Raw genomic sequence first — 15,420 nt, 5'->3', positions numbered from 1 at the left:
AGGAGCATGCCATGGCAACTAATCAAGAAACGGCCGTCATTAAGGCGCGCATGGACCGAATTCCCTCGGCGTTGTCGCCCGAACTTTTCGAGCGCATTGCCACCGATCGTGCTTCGGGCTATGTTAACCCGTATCGTTGCAACGACGATCAGGTCATTCGTCGTATTGATCGCGCCTCCGACAAAGGCACGCTTATGCGTCCGGCGTTTATGCGCGATACCGAAAAGATTCTTCATCTTCCGGCGTACACTCGCTATGCCGGCAAAACACAGGTCTTCAGTTTTCGCAGCAACGACGACCTGTCGCGTCGTGGCCTGCACGTGCAGCTTGTTTCGCGCATTGCGCGCGATATCGGTTGCGCCCTGGGGCTCAACTGCGATCTGATCGAGGCGATTGGCTTAGGCCACGACTTGGGCCACACGCCTTTCGGCCATGCCGGTGAGCGTTTTCTCAACGATATCTATCATGAGCGCACGGGTCGCTACTTTTTCCATAACGTGCAGTCGGTCCGCGTGCTCGACGCCCTGTATGGCCGCAACGTGTCGCTCCAGACGCTCGACGGCGTGCTATGCCATAACGGCGAGTACGAGCAACGCGTGTTTGAATTGTCGGATATGGGCTCCTTTGACCAGTTCGATCAGGCGGTCGAGGACTGCATCGCCACGGGCTATGGCGCCATTGGGCACCTGCGTCCCATGACGCTCGAGGGCTGCGTCGTTCGCATCTCGGATATTCTTGCCTACGTCGGTCGTGACCGTCAGGATGCGATCGCGGCGGGTCTGCTTTCGCCCGACGCTTTTGACGATGGTCGGGGCGGCGCCTATAACAGCTGGATCCTCACGCACGCTTCCATCGATATCGTTGAGCATAGCTATGGTAAGCCGCGCATCGAGATGAGCGAGGACCTGTTTGAGGAAATTCGCCGAGCCAAGCGCGAGAACTACGAGAAGATCTATAGCAAGGGCGGTATCGAAGGCGATTCCGAGGAGGAGCTGCGCGAGGCGTTCGAAAAGCTCTACGACCGTTGCCTGCGGGATCTAAACAGTGGCGACGAGTCCTCTTATATCTTTAAGCACCATATTTCGCGCATTGAGCAGCAGCTTTCCTACTACGATCGTACCTATGCCTGGCAGGACGACAAGGATCAAGCCGTGGTGGATTACATCGCGAGCATGACGGACGGTTATTTCTGCGAGCTGACGAGCAAGCTGTTCCCGGGTCTAAAGTTTCCGCATCGTACCTATATTAACGAACGGTAGTTCGTATTTATTCGGTATACTGTTTGTGGAAAACGTTTTTGATTGATGCACGGGATGGCTATGGACGACCTTTTTTCTGCTTCGACGCGCGAGCGTTCCTTTCAGAATGCGCCGCTTGCGGTGCGCATGCGCCCTAATTCGCTCGACGAGTATGTGGGCCAGCAAAAGGCCGTCGGTAAGGGTTCATGGTTGCGTGCCGCGATCGAGCACGATGTGCTTTCGAGCGTGATTCTGTACGGGCCGGCCGGTACGGGTAAGACGACGCTGGCCCACATTATCGCCAACCATACCAAGAGCGAGTTTGTCGAGGTCAGCGCCGTGACGGGCACTGTGAAGGACCTGCGCCGCGTAATCGATGAGGCTAAGACCCGTCTGAACACCTACGACCGCCGCACCATTCTGTTTATCGATGAGATCCATCGCTTTTCGAAGTCGCAGCAAGATGCCCTGCTGCATGCGGTCGAGAACCGCACCGTCATTATGATTGGCGCCACGACGGAAAACCCGTACTTTGAGGTCAACTCGGCATTGCTCTCGCGTGGGCGTGTGGTAGAGCTTGAGCACCTGAAGGACGAGGATATCGCCATGCTCATTGAGCGTGCGCTCGAGGCGCCGCAGGGTTTAAACGGTAAGTTCTCGGCCGATGAGGATACAGTCAAGACCATTTGCACGCTGGCCGCGGGTGATGCGCGCTCGGCGCTCACGACGCTCGAGCTTGCGAGTGAGATTGCCGTTACGCGTCCCGATACTGAGGGAACGCCAGCGCCGGCGGCGGGGGAACGCTATCCCATTACCGTGGATGACGTGAAGATCGCCAATCCACGTCGTGGGTTTTCGTATGACAAAAACGGTGACATGCACTACGACATTATCAGTGCGTTTATTAAATCTATGCGCGGCAGCGATCCCGATGCCACGATCTATTGGCTCGCGCGCATGATCGATGCAGGGGAGGATCCCAAGTTTATCGCTCGCCGCATTATGATTCAGGCTTCCGAGGATGTTGGCAACGCCGACCCGCAGGCGCTTTTGGTGGCACATGCCGCATTTAAATCTGCCGAGGTCATTGGCTATCCCGAGTGTCGCATCAACCTGGCTCAGGCTGCGCTCTATGTGTGCCTGGCGCCTAAGTCCAACGCGTGCGAGGCCTCGATCGATGCGGCGCTGGCCGATATCCACAGCAGTGGTCTTCGCGAGGTGCCCAGCTACCTGCGCGATCGCCATCGCCCGGGCAGCGATGAATACGGTGTGTATAAGTATCCGCACGATTATCCCGAAGGCTGGGTCGACCAGCGCTATTTGCCCGAAGGCTTAGAACGCGGTGCATTTTGGCAGCCTGCCGGCCGCGGTTGGGAAGAATGGCGCGTAGAGCAAAGCGAACGCGACCGCAGCGGGAATGCACCGAAGTAACTGCTGATTATTTTGTCCCAGGATCTCACGCTTGGCATGTTCGGTCCCCTTTGGGGTACCATGAACAGCGTCTGTATTTCGATTCCTTTGGGAGGCTTGTATGAGTCCCATTCAAATCGCCCTGCTGGTGCTCGCCGTTGCCGGCGTGTGGGCTGTTGTCGAGCTCGCGCTCACGCTGCGCAAGACCCGCACCGTCGTTGATTCGCTCGACAAGACGGTAACCGACCTCAACAATACGATTGCCGAGGCTCAGCCCGTGGTGGCAAAGCTTGATGGCGCCGTTGACGAGCTTACGCCGGCACTTGCCCAGATGGAGCCGCTCCTCAAGTCGAGCAAGACTGCCGTTGATGCTCTGACGTCTAACCTCGTTGAGGTTGAGGCGGTCGTTCGCGACATCTCCGAGGTCACGGGCAGCGTGGCCGAGGCCAGCAATGCCGTATCGAGCGTGACTGATTCTGCTGCTGGCGCCGTGCAGAAGCTCTTCAATAAGGTGAAGGCTCCTGCAGCCGACGCCGATCGCAAGCTCGCCGCTGCCGCTGCCGAGGCCGAGCAGCCCACTGAGCGCGTTCTGATTGGCGACGACGATGCCGCTGCTGACGACGATGATGTTCAGAAGCCCGCTGCTAAGCCTGCTCAGTATTACACCTATACGCCTGCCGAGACCTCCGAGGAGTCCTGCGATGAGTAGCGAAGCAACCTGCCCCATTACGCTGAGCGTTGCCGGTGATCCGCGTCTCGCGCGCTTGGTGCGCATGACGGCCGCCAACGTCGGCGCCCTGTGCTCTATGTCCGTCGATCGCATCGAGGACATTCGTATGGCTGCCGAAGAAGCCTTCATCTTTGGCTGCACGGCTGTTGATTCCGACAATATCTCGATCAAATTCGATGTCGACGAATCGCATGTGGGCATGACCTTTACCTTTGGCGACCAGGCGACTGTCGATGAGGATGACCAGGCTGCCGTGTATGCCGAGCTCATTTTGGCGAGTGTGTGCGACTCCTACGAAAAGACTACAGCGCCCCTAACGCTTTCCCTCGACCTCAAGGCGGATATCTAATATGACCGAACGCTCCCGGAGCGGCAAGACCGCTTGGGACAAGGAGAAAACCCGCGAGCTGTTTCGTCGTTATAAGGAGACCGGTGATCCGGATGCTCGCGAGCAGCTCGTCATGTCCCATATGAACCTGGTAAGGTTTCTTGCCAACAAATTCAAGAACCGCGGCGAGCCGCTCGATGACCTTTTGCAGGTCGGGTACTTGGGCTTGCTCAAGGCTATCGATCGCTTTGATCCCGAGCGCGGACTCGAGTTCACGACGTTTGCCACGCCCACCATCTTGGGCGAGATTAAGCGCCACTTCCGCGACAAGGGCTGGAGTGTGCGCGTGCCGCGTCGTCTGCAGGAGCTCTCTGCCAAGGTTAACCAGGCCACCGACAAGCTCACCAACGAGCTTCAGCGTTCGCCCAAGGTTGAGGAAATCGCCGATTATCTTGGCGTAACCGTCGACGAGGTGCTCGAAGCCATGGAATCGTCCTCGGCCTACACCTCGGTGCCCATCGAGGCCCCCGGTGCGTCCGATTCCGATGATGCGCCTTCGATTCTCGATCGTTACGCCGACGATGACAACGAGCTCGACTTTACCGATGACCGTCTGGTAATCGAGGAAGCCATCCGCGATTTCTCGCCGCGCGAGCGCGAGGTTATCGAGCTGCGTTTTGTGAAGGGCATGACCCAGATCGAGATCGCCAAGAAGCTGGGCATCTCGCAGGTGCAGGTTTCGCGTCTGCTGCGCCGCACGCTTAAGAAGATTCAAGATAAGATCGACCCCGACGGAGTGATGGTTCGTTCATGAGTGAGCACCCCCAACAAATCGACCGCACGCTTCGCGATACCCGTATTCTGACGCTGCGCATTTGGGGCGTCGTCGGCTGCATTGTCATCGCTGCCGTCATCTTTAACCTTATGGGCATCCTGGCACCGGTCATCGAGTTTTTGGCAGTCGGTTCCATCATTGCTTTTGTGATGTCCCCGATCACCAACTGGCTCGAGCATCATGGCGTGAATCGCGGCATCGGTTCGCTTATAGCGCTTATTGTTGTTGTTGCCGTGCTCGTCGGTGTTGTTTGCATCTTGTCGCCGATTCTTTTTGGTCAGATCATGGAAGTCCTGAGCCGCCTGCCCGAGCAGCTTCGTGTTGCGGGTGGCGACCTCAACGAGATGGTCTCGCATGTCAAGACGCTCAACAACACGCCGCTCATGGAGTATTTGGACGATAATCTTTCGTCGCTGGTTACCGTGGCATCGAAGTATGTGTCTCAGATCGCTGCCGAGCTTGGCCGCGGTGTGTTCCCGCTCATCACCAATACGGCCTCGCAGTTGTTCGTGATCTTCCTTGGTCTGGTGCTTGCCTACTGGATGGCCTGCGATTATCCTCGCATGCACCACGAGATTTGCACCATCATCGGTCAGGAGAAGGAGACTTCGTACCGCTTTATGGTCGCCATCCTTTCTCGCTCTGTCGGCGGCTACATGCGCGGTATGGTCGTGACGTCCATCTGCGGTGGTTTCCTCGCCTTTATTGGTTTTATGATTATCGGCCATCCGTATGCGGCGCTCATGGCTATCTTTACCGGCATCATGCATTTGGTTCCGGTCGTCGGCCCCTGGGTGAGCGCGGCAATCGCCACAGTGCTCGGTTTCATGTTCAGCCCCATGTTGGCGTTGTGGACGCTCATCGTGACGATGGTCGCGCAAAACGTCACTGATAATGTGATTTCGCCTAAGGTCATGCAGAGCTCGGTGCAGGTGCATCCCATCATGAGCCTCACGGCGCTCGTTATTGGCTCGGCACTCATGGGCCCCATCGGCATGATTATTGCCATCCCGCTGTGTGCAGCCCTCAAGGGTATCTTCGTGTACTACTTCGAGAATGAGACCGGCCGACAGCTTGTGGCCTATGACGGCGCCGTGTTTAAGGGCACGCCGTACCGCGATGCCGATGGCAACCCGGTCGCCGCCTACGACGCGCTCGGCGACGACACCTTCATCTACGAGTCCGAACTCATCGGCAACGAGACTGCGCCCGAGGCCAAGGCCATGCCCAAGCCCGAGCTCGATAATCCCTGGATTAAGATCTCTGGTCTGCAGCCCGATGCCACGGGCTTCTTCAAGAACCCCTTTGCCAAGGACGATGACTCCAACACGGACGACGATACAAAAACCGGCATCGACGGCTCCATGGACGACTCGGATTCTAAATAGGTCCTATTAACGTTTCTTGAAGTTGAAAATGACAAGAAACGCGAGCAAAGCGATTGATAAGGGGCCGGCAACATAGAAAAAGAGAATGTCAATTGCGCGTAGAGTGTAATAAGCCTTATCGCCGGACATTACTGCATACAACACGTAGCCAAATGCTGGTTGGTTTGCGTACCAGCAGGTGAAAGCCAAAAGCGTTAAAAGTGTCGCTAACAGAAGTGCATTGAGGAAAAAACGTTTGCTTTTCATCGATCTCTCCTTCCGGGTGACTCTTATATGTAATTCTACAGCAGCCCTTTTTCAAAGGATCGCACAGTACTAAATAACGTGCACTTTCGCTGGAGGGTCGCTGTTTGGCGGCCCTCTTTTTTGCACAGGCGCGGTGGGATGGTAATATCGTTACGTTTGAACTGTTTCGATGTGAAACCGAGGAGATTCCCTCTATGAGTGCTGACTACCCGTCAATGACTACGGCTGAGATTCGCTCTAAGTTCCTCAACTTCTTTGAGGAGCGCGGTCTTAAGCTCTATCCTTCTTCGTCCCTCGTCCCCGACGATCCTTCGCTGCTGCTTGCCAACGCCGGCATGAACCAGTTTAAGGAGTATTACCAGGGCAAGAAGACCATGAAGGAGATCGGCGCAATCTCTTGCCAGAAGTGCGTCCGCACCAACGACATCGATTGCATCGGCGAGGACGGCCGTCACCTGTCCTTCTTTGAGATGCTCGGCGACTTCTCCTTTGGTGGCGTCTCCAAGCAGCAGGCCTGCGCTTGGGCCTTTGAGCTCATTACCAAGGAGTTCAAGCTGCCTCTCGACCGCCTGTACTTTACTGTCTTTACCGAGGACGACGAGACCCACGATGTGTGGCGCTCCCTGGGCGTTGCCGAGGATCATATCTCCCGCCTGGGCGAGGACGACAACTTCTGGGCCGCTGGCCCCACCGGCCCCTGCGGTCCGTGCTCTGAGATTTACTTTGACATGGGCGAGGAGGTTGGCTGCGGCAGCCCCGACTGCAAGCCCGGCTGCGACTGCGACCGCTTCCTGGAGTTCTGGAATCTCGTCTTTACCCAGTACGACCGCCAGGAGGACGGCTCCATGCCAGAGCTGCCGCACCGCAACCTCGATACGGGCATGGGCCTAGAGCGCATGGCCGCCATCATGCAGCACAAGACCGCCAATTACGACGGCGATCTGATGCAGCACCTCATCAAGCTGGGCGAGGAGATCAGCGGCAAGACCTATGACGCCGACGATTACTCCGGTGCCAGCCGCTCGCTGCGTATCATCGCGGATCACTCTCGTGCCGTCGACTTTATGATCTCGGACGGCATCCTGCCCGGTAACGAGGGTCGCGAGTACGTCCTTCGACGCCTGCTTCGCCGTGCCGTGTTCCACGGTCGCCTGCTGGGTATCGAGGGCGCCTTCCTGACCAAGTTTATCGACGAGGTCAACGCTCAGATGGGCGAGGCCTATCCCGAGCTGCTCAAGAACGTCGCGCTCGTCAAGGGTATCGTCGCCTCCGAGGAGGAGCGCTTCTCCACGACGCTCGACAACGGTCGCGTCTACCTGGATGAGGCCCTGGCAGCGCTTGCCGAGGGCGCTGTGCTTCCGGGCGATGTTGCCTTTAAGCTGCACGACACCTTTGGTTTCCCCATCGACCTGACCGTCGAGATCGCCGGCACCGCTGGCCACGACGTCGACATGGACGGCTTCACCGCCTGCATGGAGGACCAGAAGGCCCGCGCCCGCGCCAATGCCAAGGGCGACGCCTGGGGCAGCTTCAACGACGTGTGGGTCGAACTTTCCGACAAGGTCGCCGCGACTGAGTTCGACGGCTATGACAACGATGTGATCGTAGGCGCCAAGGTTGTTGCCATCGTGCGCAACGGCGAGTCCGTCGAGTCCGCTGCCGCCGGCGAGGACGTCGAGGTCGTTCTCGACCGCACCCCGTTCTATGCCGAGATGGGTGGCCAGCAGGGCGATGCCGGCAAGCTTTCCGCCGAGGGGGTTGTTCTGACCGTTGCCGACACCAAGAACCACAACGGTCTGTATGCCCACGTCGCGCACGTTGTCGATGGCACGCTGACTGTCGGTGCCGCTGTGACCGCCACGCTTGACGCCGAGCGCCGTGGCTTCCTGCGCCGCAACCACACCGCCACGCACCTGCTCGACGCCGCGCTTAAGCAGGTCCTGGGCGAGCATGTCTCCCAGGCCGGCTCGCTGGTGACGCCTGAGCACCTGCGCTTTGACTTCACGCACTTCGAGGCCCTGTCCTCCGAGCAGCTCAAGGCTGTCGAGGACCTGGTCAACCAGCAGATCTTCGCCTCCAAGCCGGTCTTGACCCGCGTCATGGGCATTGACGAGGCCAAGTCCGCCGGTGCTGTCGCCCTGTTTGGTGAGAAGTATGGCGACGTCGTCCGCGTTGTCTCCGTGGGCGCCGAGGACCAGCCGTTCTCCCGCGAACTCTGCGGTGGCACGCACGCTGCCAACACCGCCGAGATCGGCCTGTTCAAGATCATTTCCGAGTCCTCTACGGGCTCCAACGTCCGCCGTATTGAGGCCGTGACCTCTAAGGGTGCTCTCGACTACATGGCCGACCGTCTGGCGCTCGTCGACGCCGCCGCTGCTGCGCTCAAGTGCCGCGTGGATGAGGTTCCCGCCCGCGTGGAGAACCTGCAGGCCGAGCTGCGCGAGACTTCCAACAAGCTCAAGAAGGCGCTGACCGGTGGCTCCTCCGACGCTATCTCCAGCGCCATCGAGGGCGCCGTCGAGCTCGACGGCTACAAGCTCGTCGTCGCTGAGCTCCAGGGCCTTGAGGCTGCCGACCTGCGCAACGTCTGGGATACCGTGCACCAGAAGGTCGCCGGTCCTGTCGCCTGCGTCGTCGCCAGCGTGACCGAGAAGGGCACCCCGGCCCTGCTCGCCGCCGGCTCCGATGACGCCGTCAAGGCCGGTTTCCACGCCGGTAACGTGATCAAGCAGATCGCGGGCCTGGTCGACGGTCGCGGTGGCGGCCGTCCCAACATGGCCCAGGCCGGTGGCAAGAATGCCGCCGGCATCGCCGATGCCCTTGCGGCCGCTAAGACCGCGCTCGGCGCCTAAGAATCTAGGTAGTCGCTGTGGTCGCGCTTGCGCTGGACATAGGGGAGACCAGGATCGGCATCGCCGTCTCGAGCCGTGATGGCAAGATGGCGATGCCTGTCAAGGTGCTCCCGGCTGCAGAGGTCACCGGTATGGCCAAGACGTTCCGCTACCTGGTCGAGGACTATGAGCCCGATATCCTGGTAAGTGGGCGTCCCCTGACCATGGCCGGTGAGCCCGGTCCCCAGGCCGAGCGTGTTGCCGCTGTTGCGCAAAAGATTGCCGACGAGCTCGATCTTCCGTTGGAGTTTGAGGACGAGCGCCTGTCCTCGCAAGAGGCCAAGCGTATCCTGCGCGAGCAGGGCCTCAACGAAAAGCAGATGAGGGGCAAGATTGACATGATTGCCGCCAGCCTGTTTTTGCAGACGTGGCTTGATCGTAAAAACGAGGAGGTTTCGCATGCCTAGCGCTCCCGATCCGCGCCAGCCGAATCGTACACGTCAGCCGTCGTCGCGCCCTGCTCAGCCTGGCCAGCGTCCGGCACAGCCGACCCAGCGCGCAGCTCAATCTGCCGCGCGCCCGGTGCAGTTCTCCTCTCGTTCGGCCCAACCTGTTCAACGGACGGGTCAGCAGTCTTCTGCTCGTTCGGTTCAGTATCCGGTTTCTCACGCGGCTCAGCAGCCCGCTGCTCGTTCGGCTCAGCCTGCAGGCGGTGCTCGCTTTAAGCATCAGGCACCTACTCAGCGAACGCAGGCCCCCCAATCGCATTCGCATCACGCTCGCGGTTCGCATGGCGTTGCTCCGGCGGCCCGCTCGAGCTACAACACGCATGCTCGTCGCGGTGCTCTAAAGAAGAGTTCTCCGGTTCCTATGATCATCGGCGTTGTGGTGGCCGTTATCGCGCTTGCTACTATCGCTTTCTTTGTCGTGCCTGCCGTCAAGGGCTTCTTTGCCGGTGAGGATACGAAGGTCACGGCTGGTCAGCAGGTTACGGTGACCATTCCCGACGGTGCTTCGGGTGATGCGATCGCCTCGATTCTCTCCGAGAACCATATCGTCGAAAATCCCAAGGATTACTACGCGGCGGTGAAAAAGCTCAACGCCGATATGTCGCTCAAGCCTGGTACCTACTCGTTCACCACGCTCATGGATGCGACCAAGGTTGTTCAGCAGCTCATGGAAGGTCCTAACGCGGGCTCCAATGCGCTGACTATCCCTGAGGGCCTGACGGTCGATCAAGTCGCCGACCGTGTGGCCCAGGCCTACGACAGCATCTCTAAGGAAGACTTCCTCAACCAGGCTAAGGCCTCCAATTACGTGGATGACTATAGCTTCCTTAAGGGCGCCGCCAACGACTCGCTCGAGGGTTTCTTGTTCCCCAAGACCTATTCGTTGGGTGATTCGCCGACGGCCGATGACGTGATTCGCGCCATGCTCGATCAGTTTAAGACTGAGTACAAGTCGCTTGACTTTGCGAGCTGCGAAGCCAAGATCAAGGAGCGCTACGGTGTGGAGATGTCCGACTACGACATCGTCAACTTGGCCTCTATCGTTGAGCGCGAGGGCCTCAACGCCGATCAACGTGCACACGTGGGCTCGGTCTTCTACAACCGCCTTGCCGGCAAGCTCGACGGTCTGCGCTATCTCAACAGCGATGCGACCATGATGTATGTCACCGGTGGCGAGGTTACCGCCGACGACCTGCAGAGCGATAGTCCGTATAACACCTATAAGCACGAGGGCCTGCCACCCACGCCCATCTGCTCTCCGTCGCTCGAGGCACTCAAGGCCACGCTTGAGCCGACCGACTCCGATGACCTGTATTTCTACATTACGCAGGACGAGGAGTACTTCTCGCAAACCTACGAAGAGCATCAACAGTCTTGGAATTAGCATGAGGATATTTAGCCCCAAACGATACGTTGCCTCGGTCGATCGCATCGACCTTGATACCCTGTGGGCCGACGGCAAACGCGCCATTCTGCTCGATCGCGATAACACTCTGGTTCCGCGCGACACCGAGCAGGTTCCCGCCGCGGTTTCCGCTTGGCTCGATACCGCCCGCGCCAAAGGCTTTAAGCTGTGCATGGTGTCCAACAACTGGCATCGCGATCAGGTCATGAGCTCTGCACGCGAGCTGGGACTCGAGGCCATCAGCCACGCCATGAAGCCCGCCCCGTTTGCCTTGAAGGCGGGTCTTAAGCGCCTTGGCGCCACGGCAGACGAGGCGGTGCTGATCGGCGATCAGCTGTACACGGACGTGTGGAGCGGTAACTTTGCCGGCGTTGACACTATTCTGGTCAAGCCGCAGGCAACCCAGGACCTGTGGTACACGCAGATCTTCCGTATCTTTGAGCGCCGGGCCCTGCGCGACCTTCCCTGCGAGGAATAGGTTTCGCCATGTCTCAGCACATCAAACACGGCTGCGACCATATCTTCTTTATCGGCTTTTTGGGCGCGGGCAAATCGACGCTCGCGCGCAACGTCGGCACTATGTTCAAGCGGCGTTTTATCGATACCGATCGTTTGGTTGTGCGTCGATGTGGCAAGTCGGTGACCGAGATATTTGAGACCGAGGGCGAGGATCGTTTTCGCGAGCTCGAGACCTCGGCACTCCGTTCGCTTCAAAGCGAGCGCAGCCTGCTGGTATCGTGCGGAGGCGGCATCGTCGAGACGCCGGTGAACATTGAGCTGATGCACGAGATGGGTACATGCGTGTACCTCGAAGGCGACTTTGAGGACTCGTTGCGCCAGATTCGTCGCTCCGATACCCGGCCCGATTTCCGCTCGCCCGAGCACGCTGCGCGCTTGTTTGAGCATCGCCGTCCGCTGTATCGCCAGGCGGCCGATATTACCCTTGATATTCGCAACAAGTCCTTCGAGGACGTTTCCTACCTTTGTGCCGAGATGCTTTTGGAGCGTGGACTGCTATGATTCGCCGTCAACTTATCAATTTCCAAAACCGCAGTGTCGATGTCCGCGTCGGATTGGGGGCGTTCGAGGAGCTGTCGCGCATGTTTGCCTCGGCTGTGGGCAAGCCTAAGCGTGCGATGGTGGTTTGGAACGACGCCACATCCGAGCGTTTTGGCGAGGTTGTCGAGCATGCACTGGTTGACGCCGGTTTTGCCGTGTCGCCGCTCGTCCTCGAGGTTTCGCCTGCCGGTGCTACGCTGGTCGATGCCGATACCGTCTTTGGCGCGCTGTCGGCTAACGGCATTACCTGCGATGATCTCGTTGTCGCTGTCGGCGACACGGCGACCTGCTCAGTCGTTTGCTGGTGTGCCAATCAGTGGTGCGGTCGCACCGAGTGCGCCTTGCTGCCGACGACGTTTGACGCCATGCTCACGGTCGCGACGACCATGAGGCCGCTCGTTGCCTCGTCGGCGAATGCGCTTCCCGCTATCGCGTTCCGTCCCGAGCCGGGGTTGGTCGTGTGTGACCTTGATCTTGTTCGCGAGGCGGACCCCGATGACCTCAAACTTGGCTATGTGGTACTTGTTGGCACCATGCTTTCGAGCAGCAAGTCCCGCTGGAATCAGTTTACCGAGACCGTCCCCGAGATTCTCGCGGGCGAGGAGGTCGCGCTCGTCAATGCCGTTCAGTGGTCTCAGACTGCCCGTAAGGACGTACTGATGGCTACGAATCCCAGCGCCCGCCACGCTCTAGACTTTGGCAAGACGGGGGAGCGTACTCTGCGCGTCTGCCTGGGCAAAGCCGCGGTGCAGGTTCCTGCCTACCAGCTGCTGTCCGAGGGGATGCGCTTTGAGGCGCGCCTAGCACATGATGCCTGCGACTTTGATATCGATTACGTCTTTGAGGTCGATGACTGCCTGGAGGACTTTGGTATCGAGGAGCTTGCCTTCGATCTGGAGCCTGCCGCATATATCGAGGAGTTCCGCAGGCAGCAGTTTGTTCGCTCGAACCGCAGCATGTTGCCGCTGCCCGCGGCGCTCGGCGCCATTCGTCTAACGAGCGTTGAGGACGAGGTTCTCGACCGCCATGCTCACGCATACTTGGCTTCTCGCAAAGAACTTCTCTAGGATTTATTGACATACATCGTCTTTCGTATCATGTTGAGGGGCGGGTTTCCAATCGGTTGCGAATCGCGCGCGATTCCATCTTTCGATCGAGGCCCGTCCCGCTTTTATGAGGACAATAAGAAAGGAATCTGCATGTCTGAGTTTGCTGCCGGTCCTGCCGGTCGTATCGAGCGTGTCCGTGCCCTGATGGCTGAGCGCGGCTACGACGCTATCGTCGTGCGCGACGAGGCCAACCTTCGTTGGCTCACGGGCGTGAAGGGCGTCTTCGACTACACCTTCGAGTTCCCGCACGCTGCATTTATTACGGCCGACCAGTGCCTGTTCCATACCGACTCACGCTATCTCAACAGCTTTGAGGAGAACACGTCCGCCGGCAGCCCCTGGGTCTACGACATGGACGAGGGCACCATCCCCGGTTGGGTCGCCGGCAAGATCGCGGCTAACAAGTGCCGTGTCTGCGCTGTCGAGGACGACATGCAGATCAACTTCTACCAGGGTATCCAGCGTGGCCTTGAGGATCGTTCCGTCGCCTGCATGCTGCCGCGGATGCATGACGACATTCGCAAGATGCGCGCCATCAAGGACGCCGAGGAGATCGAGCTCATGCGCCATGCGCAGTCGATTACCGACGCCGCCTTCCAGCACATGCTCGGCTATATTAAGCCCGGTATGACCGAGAAGCAGGTTCGCAACGAGCTCGAGAACTTTATGTTCGCCAACGGCGCCGACAGCCTGGCCTTCGGCTCCATCGTGGCGAGCGGCCCCAACACCGCCAACCCGCATGCCGTCCCGAGCGACCGCGTGATCGAGAAGGGCGACTTCGTTCTCATGGATTATGGCGCGGGCTATTGCGACTACCGCTCCGACATGACTCGTACCGTCGTGATGGGCGAGCCCACGCAGGAGCAGCTCGACTTGTACGCGCTCGTGCGCCGTGCGCACGAGGAGTGCGTCGCCGCCATCCATCCGGGCGTCGAGGGCAACGACATTTTCAAGCTTTCCAAGAAGATCATCGGCGATGCCGGCTATGGTGATTACTACAACCATGGTCTGGGCCACGGCGTGGGCATTGACATCCACGAGCTGCCCAACTTCAACCGCAGCAAGAATATCATCGAGGTCGGCTCGGTTATCACCATGGAGCCCGGCGTCTACCTGCCCGGCGTGGGCGGCGTGCGCCTGGAGGACTACGGCGTGGTCACCGAGAACGGCTACGAGCCCTTCACCAAGACGCCGCATGACCTTCACGTCATCGATTGCTAGTCTACTTCGGTAGATAGTTTGGGGCGGGGCCTCCGGAGCAATTCGGACGCCCCGCGTTCTCTTTTTATGCGCTCGCTGCAGGCGCCGTCTGCAAGTGTATAATTTCGCTCGTATGTAATTTGGACGCTTGTGCGTTCTGCCCATAACAAGAAAGGTCGCTATGCCTACCATTTCTACCGCCGACTTCAAGAACGGCCTCGGTCTCCGCATTAAGGACAAGGTCTACACCATCGTCGAGTTCCAGCATGTCAAGCCGGGCAAGGGCGGCGCGTTTGTGCGCTACAAGACCCGCGACATCAAGAGCGGCCGCGTCGTCGAGAACACCTGCAACGCCGGCACCAAGTTCGAGAGCGTCATGCTCACCACCCGTGAGTTCCAGTACCTCTACAACGATGGCACCGACTACATCTTCATGGACAACGAATCCTATGAGCAGGTTCCCGTTCCCGAGGACATGGTGGGCGAGAACTCCAAGTGGCTGCGCGAGAACGACATCTGCCAGCTGCTCTTCGCCGACGATGAGCTCATGGGCGTGACTCCGCCGATGTTCATCGAGACCACCATCGTCCAGACCGACCCGGGCTTTAAGGGCGACACCGTCCAGGGTTCCACCAAGCCGGCCACGATCGACACCGGCGCTGTCATCCAGGTCCCCATGTACCTCAACGAGGGCGAGGTCATCAAGGTTGACACCCGCGACGGCAAGTTCGTCTCCCGCGTCTAGCAACCAACTCTTCTAGGAGGACTCATGCCCCAGGAAATCAAGATTGACGGCATCGGCATTTCGCCCGATGTTCTGACCGCCATCGTCTCGCGCGCCGTGTCCGATGTCGAGGGCATCGCCTCCGTTGGCGTCAAGGACCTTGCCACCAACCTTGTCTCCATGATGCTCTCGTCCAAGGCCCCGGCTTCCGAGCCGGCGGTCGAGACCGAGGTCGTCGGCGACAAGCTCGCACTCACCGTGCGCGTTGTGGTGTTCTTTGGCTATCCGTTCAAGAAACTCGCCGAGGCCGTTCGCGCTGCCGTGGTCGCTGCCATCGATGCCCAGGTGGGCGTTGAGGTCGAGCGCGTTGACGTTTGCATCGACGGCCTCGTTTTCCCCAAGGAGTAA

16 protein-coding genes are annotated in these 15,420 nt (G+C 59.1%); 15 read left to right on the top strand and 1 reads right to left on the bottom strand.

The genetic code is table 11. The features are described from left to right. The first annotated feature begins 11 nt into the window (after positions 1–11). From DWV20_RS00510 to DWV20_RS00485, 6 genes are all read left to right on the top strand, one after another. Positions 12–1,259: a deoxyguanosinetriphosphate triphosphohydrolase family protein gene (locus DWV20_RS00510; protein ID WP_117736297.1), complete on the top strand. Its 1,248-nt coding sequence runs from the start codon at positions 12–14 to the stop codon at positions 1,257–1,259. Positions 1,260–1,319: 60 nt separating this feature from the next. Beyond that, a complete protein-coding gene (locus DWV20_RS00505; RefSeq protein ID WP_197032187.1) occupies positions 1,320–2,669 on the top strand; it encodes a replication-associated recombination protein A in 1,350 nt (449 codons plus the stop codon). Positions 2,670–2,769: 100 nt separating this feature from the next. Further along, entirely contained in the window at positions 2,770–3,357 is a 588-nt protein-coding gene (locus tag DWV20_RS00500) for a hypothetical protein (protein WP_118256081.1), read from the top strand. Then, positions 3,350–3,727: an ATP-binding protein gene (locus tag DWV20_RS00495; protein WP_118256080.1), complete on the top strand. Its 378-nt coding sequence runs from the start codon at positions 3,350–3,352 to the stop codon at positions 3,725–3,727. Before DWV20_RS00500 ends, DWV20_RS00495 begins: the two co-directional genes overlap by 8 nt. Before the next feature lies 1 nt (position 3,728). After that, complete coding sequence (locus DWV20_RS00490; RefSeq protein WP_117635146.1) at positions 3,729–4,520, top strand: RNA polymerase sigma factor SigF; 792 nt, start codon at positions 3,729–3,731, stop codon at positions 4,518–4,520. Continuing rightward, entirely contained in the window at positions 4,517–5,929 is a 1,413-nt protein-coding gene (locus tag DWV20_RS00485) for an AI-2E family transporter (protein WP_118256079.1), read from the top strand. The genes DWV20_RS00490 and DWV20_RS00485 overlap by 4 nt, the downstream gene beginning before the upstream one ends. A 6-nt stretch (positions 5,930–5,935) precedes the next feature. Here DWV20_RS00485 and DWV20_RS00480 read toward each other — a convergent pair whose 3' ends face one another. Next, positions 5,936–6,175 carry a hypothetical protein gene (locus tag DWV20_RS00480; RefSeq protein WP_117773841.1) on the bottom strand — a complete coding sequence of 80 codons (240 nt, stop codon included), beginning with the start codon at positions 6,173–6,175 and terminating at the stop codon, positions 5,936–5,938. A 194-nt stretch (positions 6,176–6,369) separates the two neighbouring features. Between DWV20_RS00480 and alaS the strand changes: the two genes are divergently transcribed. The 9 genes from alaS (at position 6,370) to DWV20_RS00435 (ending at position 15,420) form a co-directional block, all read left to right on the top strand. Beyond that, a complete protein-coding gene (gene alaS, locus DWV20_RS00475; protein WP_118256168.1) occupies positions 6,370–9,027 on the top strand; it encodes an alanine--tRNA ligase in 2,658 nt (885 codons plus the stop codon). A gap of 17 nt (positions 9,028–9,044) precedes the next feature. Beyond that, positions 9,045–9,473: a Holliday junction resolvase RuvX gene (ruvX, locus tag DWV20_RS00470; protein ID WP_035138185.1), complete on the top strand. Its 429-nt coding sequence runs from the start codon at positions 9,045–9,047 to the stop codon at positions 9,471–9,473. Beyond that, a complete protein-coding gene (gene mltG, locus DWV20_RS00465; protein WP_233539736.1) occupies positions 9,466–10,899 on the top strand; it encodes an endolytic transglycosylase MltG in 1,434 nt (477 codons plus the stop codon). Before ruvX ends, mltG begins: the two co-directional genes overlap by 8 nt. Before the next feature lies 1 nt (position 10,900). Further along, on the top strand, positions 10,901–11,398 hold the full coding sequence (locus DWV20_RS00460) for a YqeG family HAD IIIA-type phosphatase (RefSeq protein WP_099431674.1): 498 nt from the start codon (positions 10,901–10,903) through the stop codon (positions 11,396–11,398). A gap of 8 nt (positions 11,399–11,406) precedes the next feature. Then, positions 11,407–11,940 carry a shikimate kinase gene (locus DWV20_RS00455; protein WP_099431675.1) on the top strand — a complete coding sequence of 178 codons (534 nt, stop codon included), beginning with the start codon at positions 11,407–11,409 and terminating at the stop codon, positions 11,938–11,940. Then, entirely contained in the window at positions 11,937–13,046 is a 1,110-nt protein-coding gene (locus tag DWV20_RS00450; RefSeq protein WP_117773838.1) for a hypothetical protein, read from the top strand. The genes DWV20_RS00455 and DWV20_RS00450 overlap by 4 nt, the downstream gene beginning before the upstream one ends. A 132-nt stretch (positions 13,047–13,178) precedes the next feature. Beyond that, a complete protein-coding gene (locus DWV20_RS00445) occupies positions 13,179–14,309 on the top strand; it encodes a Xaa-Pro peptidase family protein (RefSeq protein ID WP_118256077.1) in 1,131 nt (376 codons plus the stop codon). A 160-nt stretch (positions 14,310–14,469) separates the two neighbouring features. Beyond that, the gene (gene efp / locus DWV20_RS00440) at positions 14,470–15,033 is read left to right on the top strand and encodes an elongation factor P (protein WP_006233983.1); all 564 of its coding nucleotides are present in this window, start codon (positions 14,470–14,472) and stop codon (positions 15,031–15,033) included. 24 nt (positions 15,034–15,057) lie between these two features. Then, complete coding sequence (locus DWV20_RS00435) at positions 15,058–15,420, top strand: Asp23/Gls24 family envelope stress response protein (protein ID WP_117629319.1); 363 nt, start codon at positions 15,058–15,060, stop codon at positions 15,418–15,420.

Source organism: Collinsella sp. AF02-46-1 (assembly GCF_003465825.1).
Lineage (GTDB): Bacteria > Actinomycetota > Coriobacteriia > Coriobacteriales > Coriobacteriaceae > Collinsella.
The sequence above is the reverse complement of the archived record's forward strand: the minus strand, read 5'-3'. Positions and strand labels throughout refer to the sequence as shown.

What these genes read in the sequence shown, in the direction of transcription:
- DWV20_RS00510 (WP_117736297.1), top strand. Translation starts at nt 12, where the DNA reads ATGGCAACTAATCAAGAAACGGCCGTCATTAAGGCGCGCATGGACCGA.
- DWV20_RS00505 (WP_197032187.1), top strand. Translation starts at nt 1,320, where the DNA reads ATGGACGACCTTTTTTCTGCTTCGACGCGCGAGCGTTCCTTTCAGAAT.
- DWV20_RS00500 (WP_118256081.1), top strand. Translation starts at nt 2,770, where the DNA reads ATGAGTCCCATTCAAATCGCCCTGCTGGTGCTCGCCGTTGCCGGCGTG.
- DWV20_RS00495 (WP_118256080.1), top strand. Translation starts at nt 3,350, where the DNA reads ATGAGTAGCGAAGCAACCTGCCCCATTACGCTGAGCGTTGCCGGTGAT.
- DWV20_RS00490 (WP_117635146.1), top strand. Translation starts at nt 3,729, where the DNA reads ATGACCGAACGCTCCCGGAGCGGCAAGACCGCTTGGGACAAGGAGAAA.
- DWV20_RS00485 (WP_118256079.1), top strand. Translation starts at nt 4,517, where the DNA reads ATGAGTGAGCACCCCCAACAAATCGACCGCACGCTTCGCGATACCCGT.
- DWV20_RS00480 (WP_117773841.1), bottom strand. Translation starts at nt 6,175, where the DNA reads ATGAAAAGCAAACGTTTTTTCCTCAATGCACTTCTGTTAGCGACACTT.
- alaS (WP_118256168.1), top strand. Translation starts at nt 6,370, where the DNA reads ATGAGTGCTGACTACCCGTCAATGACTACGGCTGAGATTCGCTCTAAG.
- mltG (WP_233539736.1), top strand. Translation starts at nt 9,466, where the DNA reads ATGCCTAGCGCTCCCGATCCGCGCCAGCCGAATCGTACACGTCAGCCG.
- DWV20_RS00460 (WP_099431674.1), top strand. Translation starts at nt 10,901, where the DNA reads ATGAGGATATTTAGCCCCAAACGATACGTTGCCTCGGTCGATCGCATC.
- DWV20_RS00455 (WP_099431675.1), top strand. Translation starts at nt 11,407, where the DNA reads ATGTCTCAGCACATCAAACACGGCTGCGACCATATCTTCTTTATCGGC.
- DWV20_RS00450 (WP_117773838.1), top strand. Translation starts at nt 11,937, where the DNA reads ATGATTCGCCGTCAACTTATCAATTTCCAAAACCGCAGTGTCGATGTC.
- DWV20_RS00445 (WP_118256077.1), top strand. Translation starts at nt 13,179, where the DNA reads ATGTCTGAGTTTGCTGCCGGTCCTGCCGGTCGTATCGAGCGTGTCCGT.
- efp (WP_006233983.1), top strand. Translation starts at nt 14,470, where the DNA reads ATGCCTACCATTTCTACCGCCGACTTCAAGAACGGCCTCGGTCTCCGC.
- DWV20_RS00435 (WP_117629319.1), top strand. Translation starts at nt 15,058, where the DNA reads ATGCCCCAGGAAATCAAGATTGACGGCATCGGCATTTCGCCCGATGTT.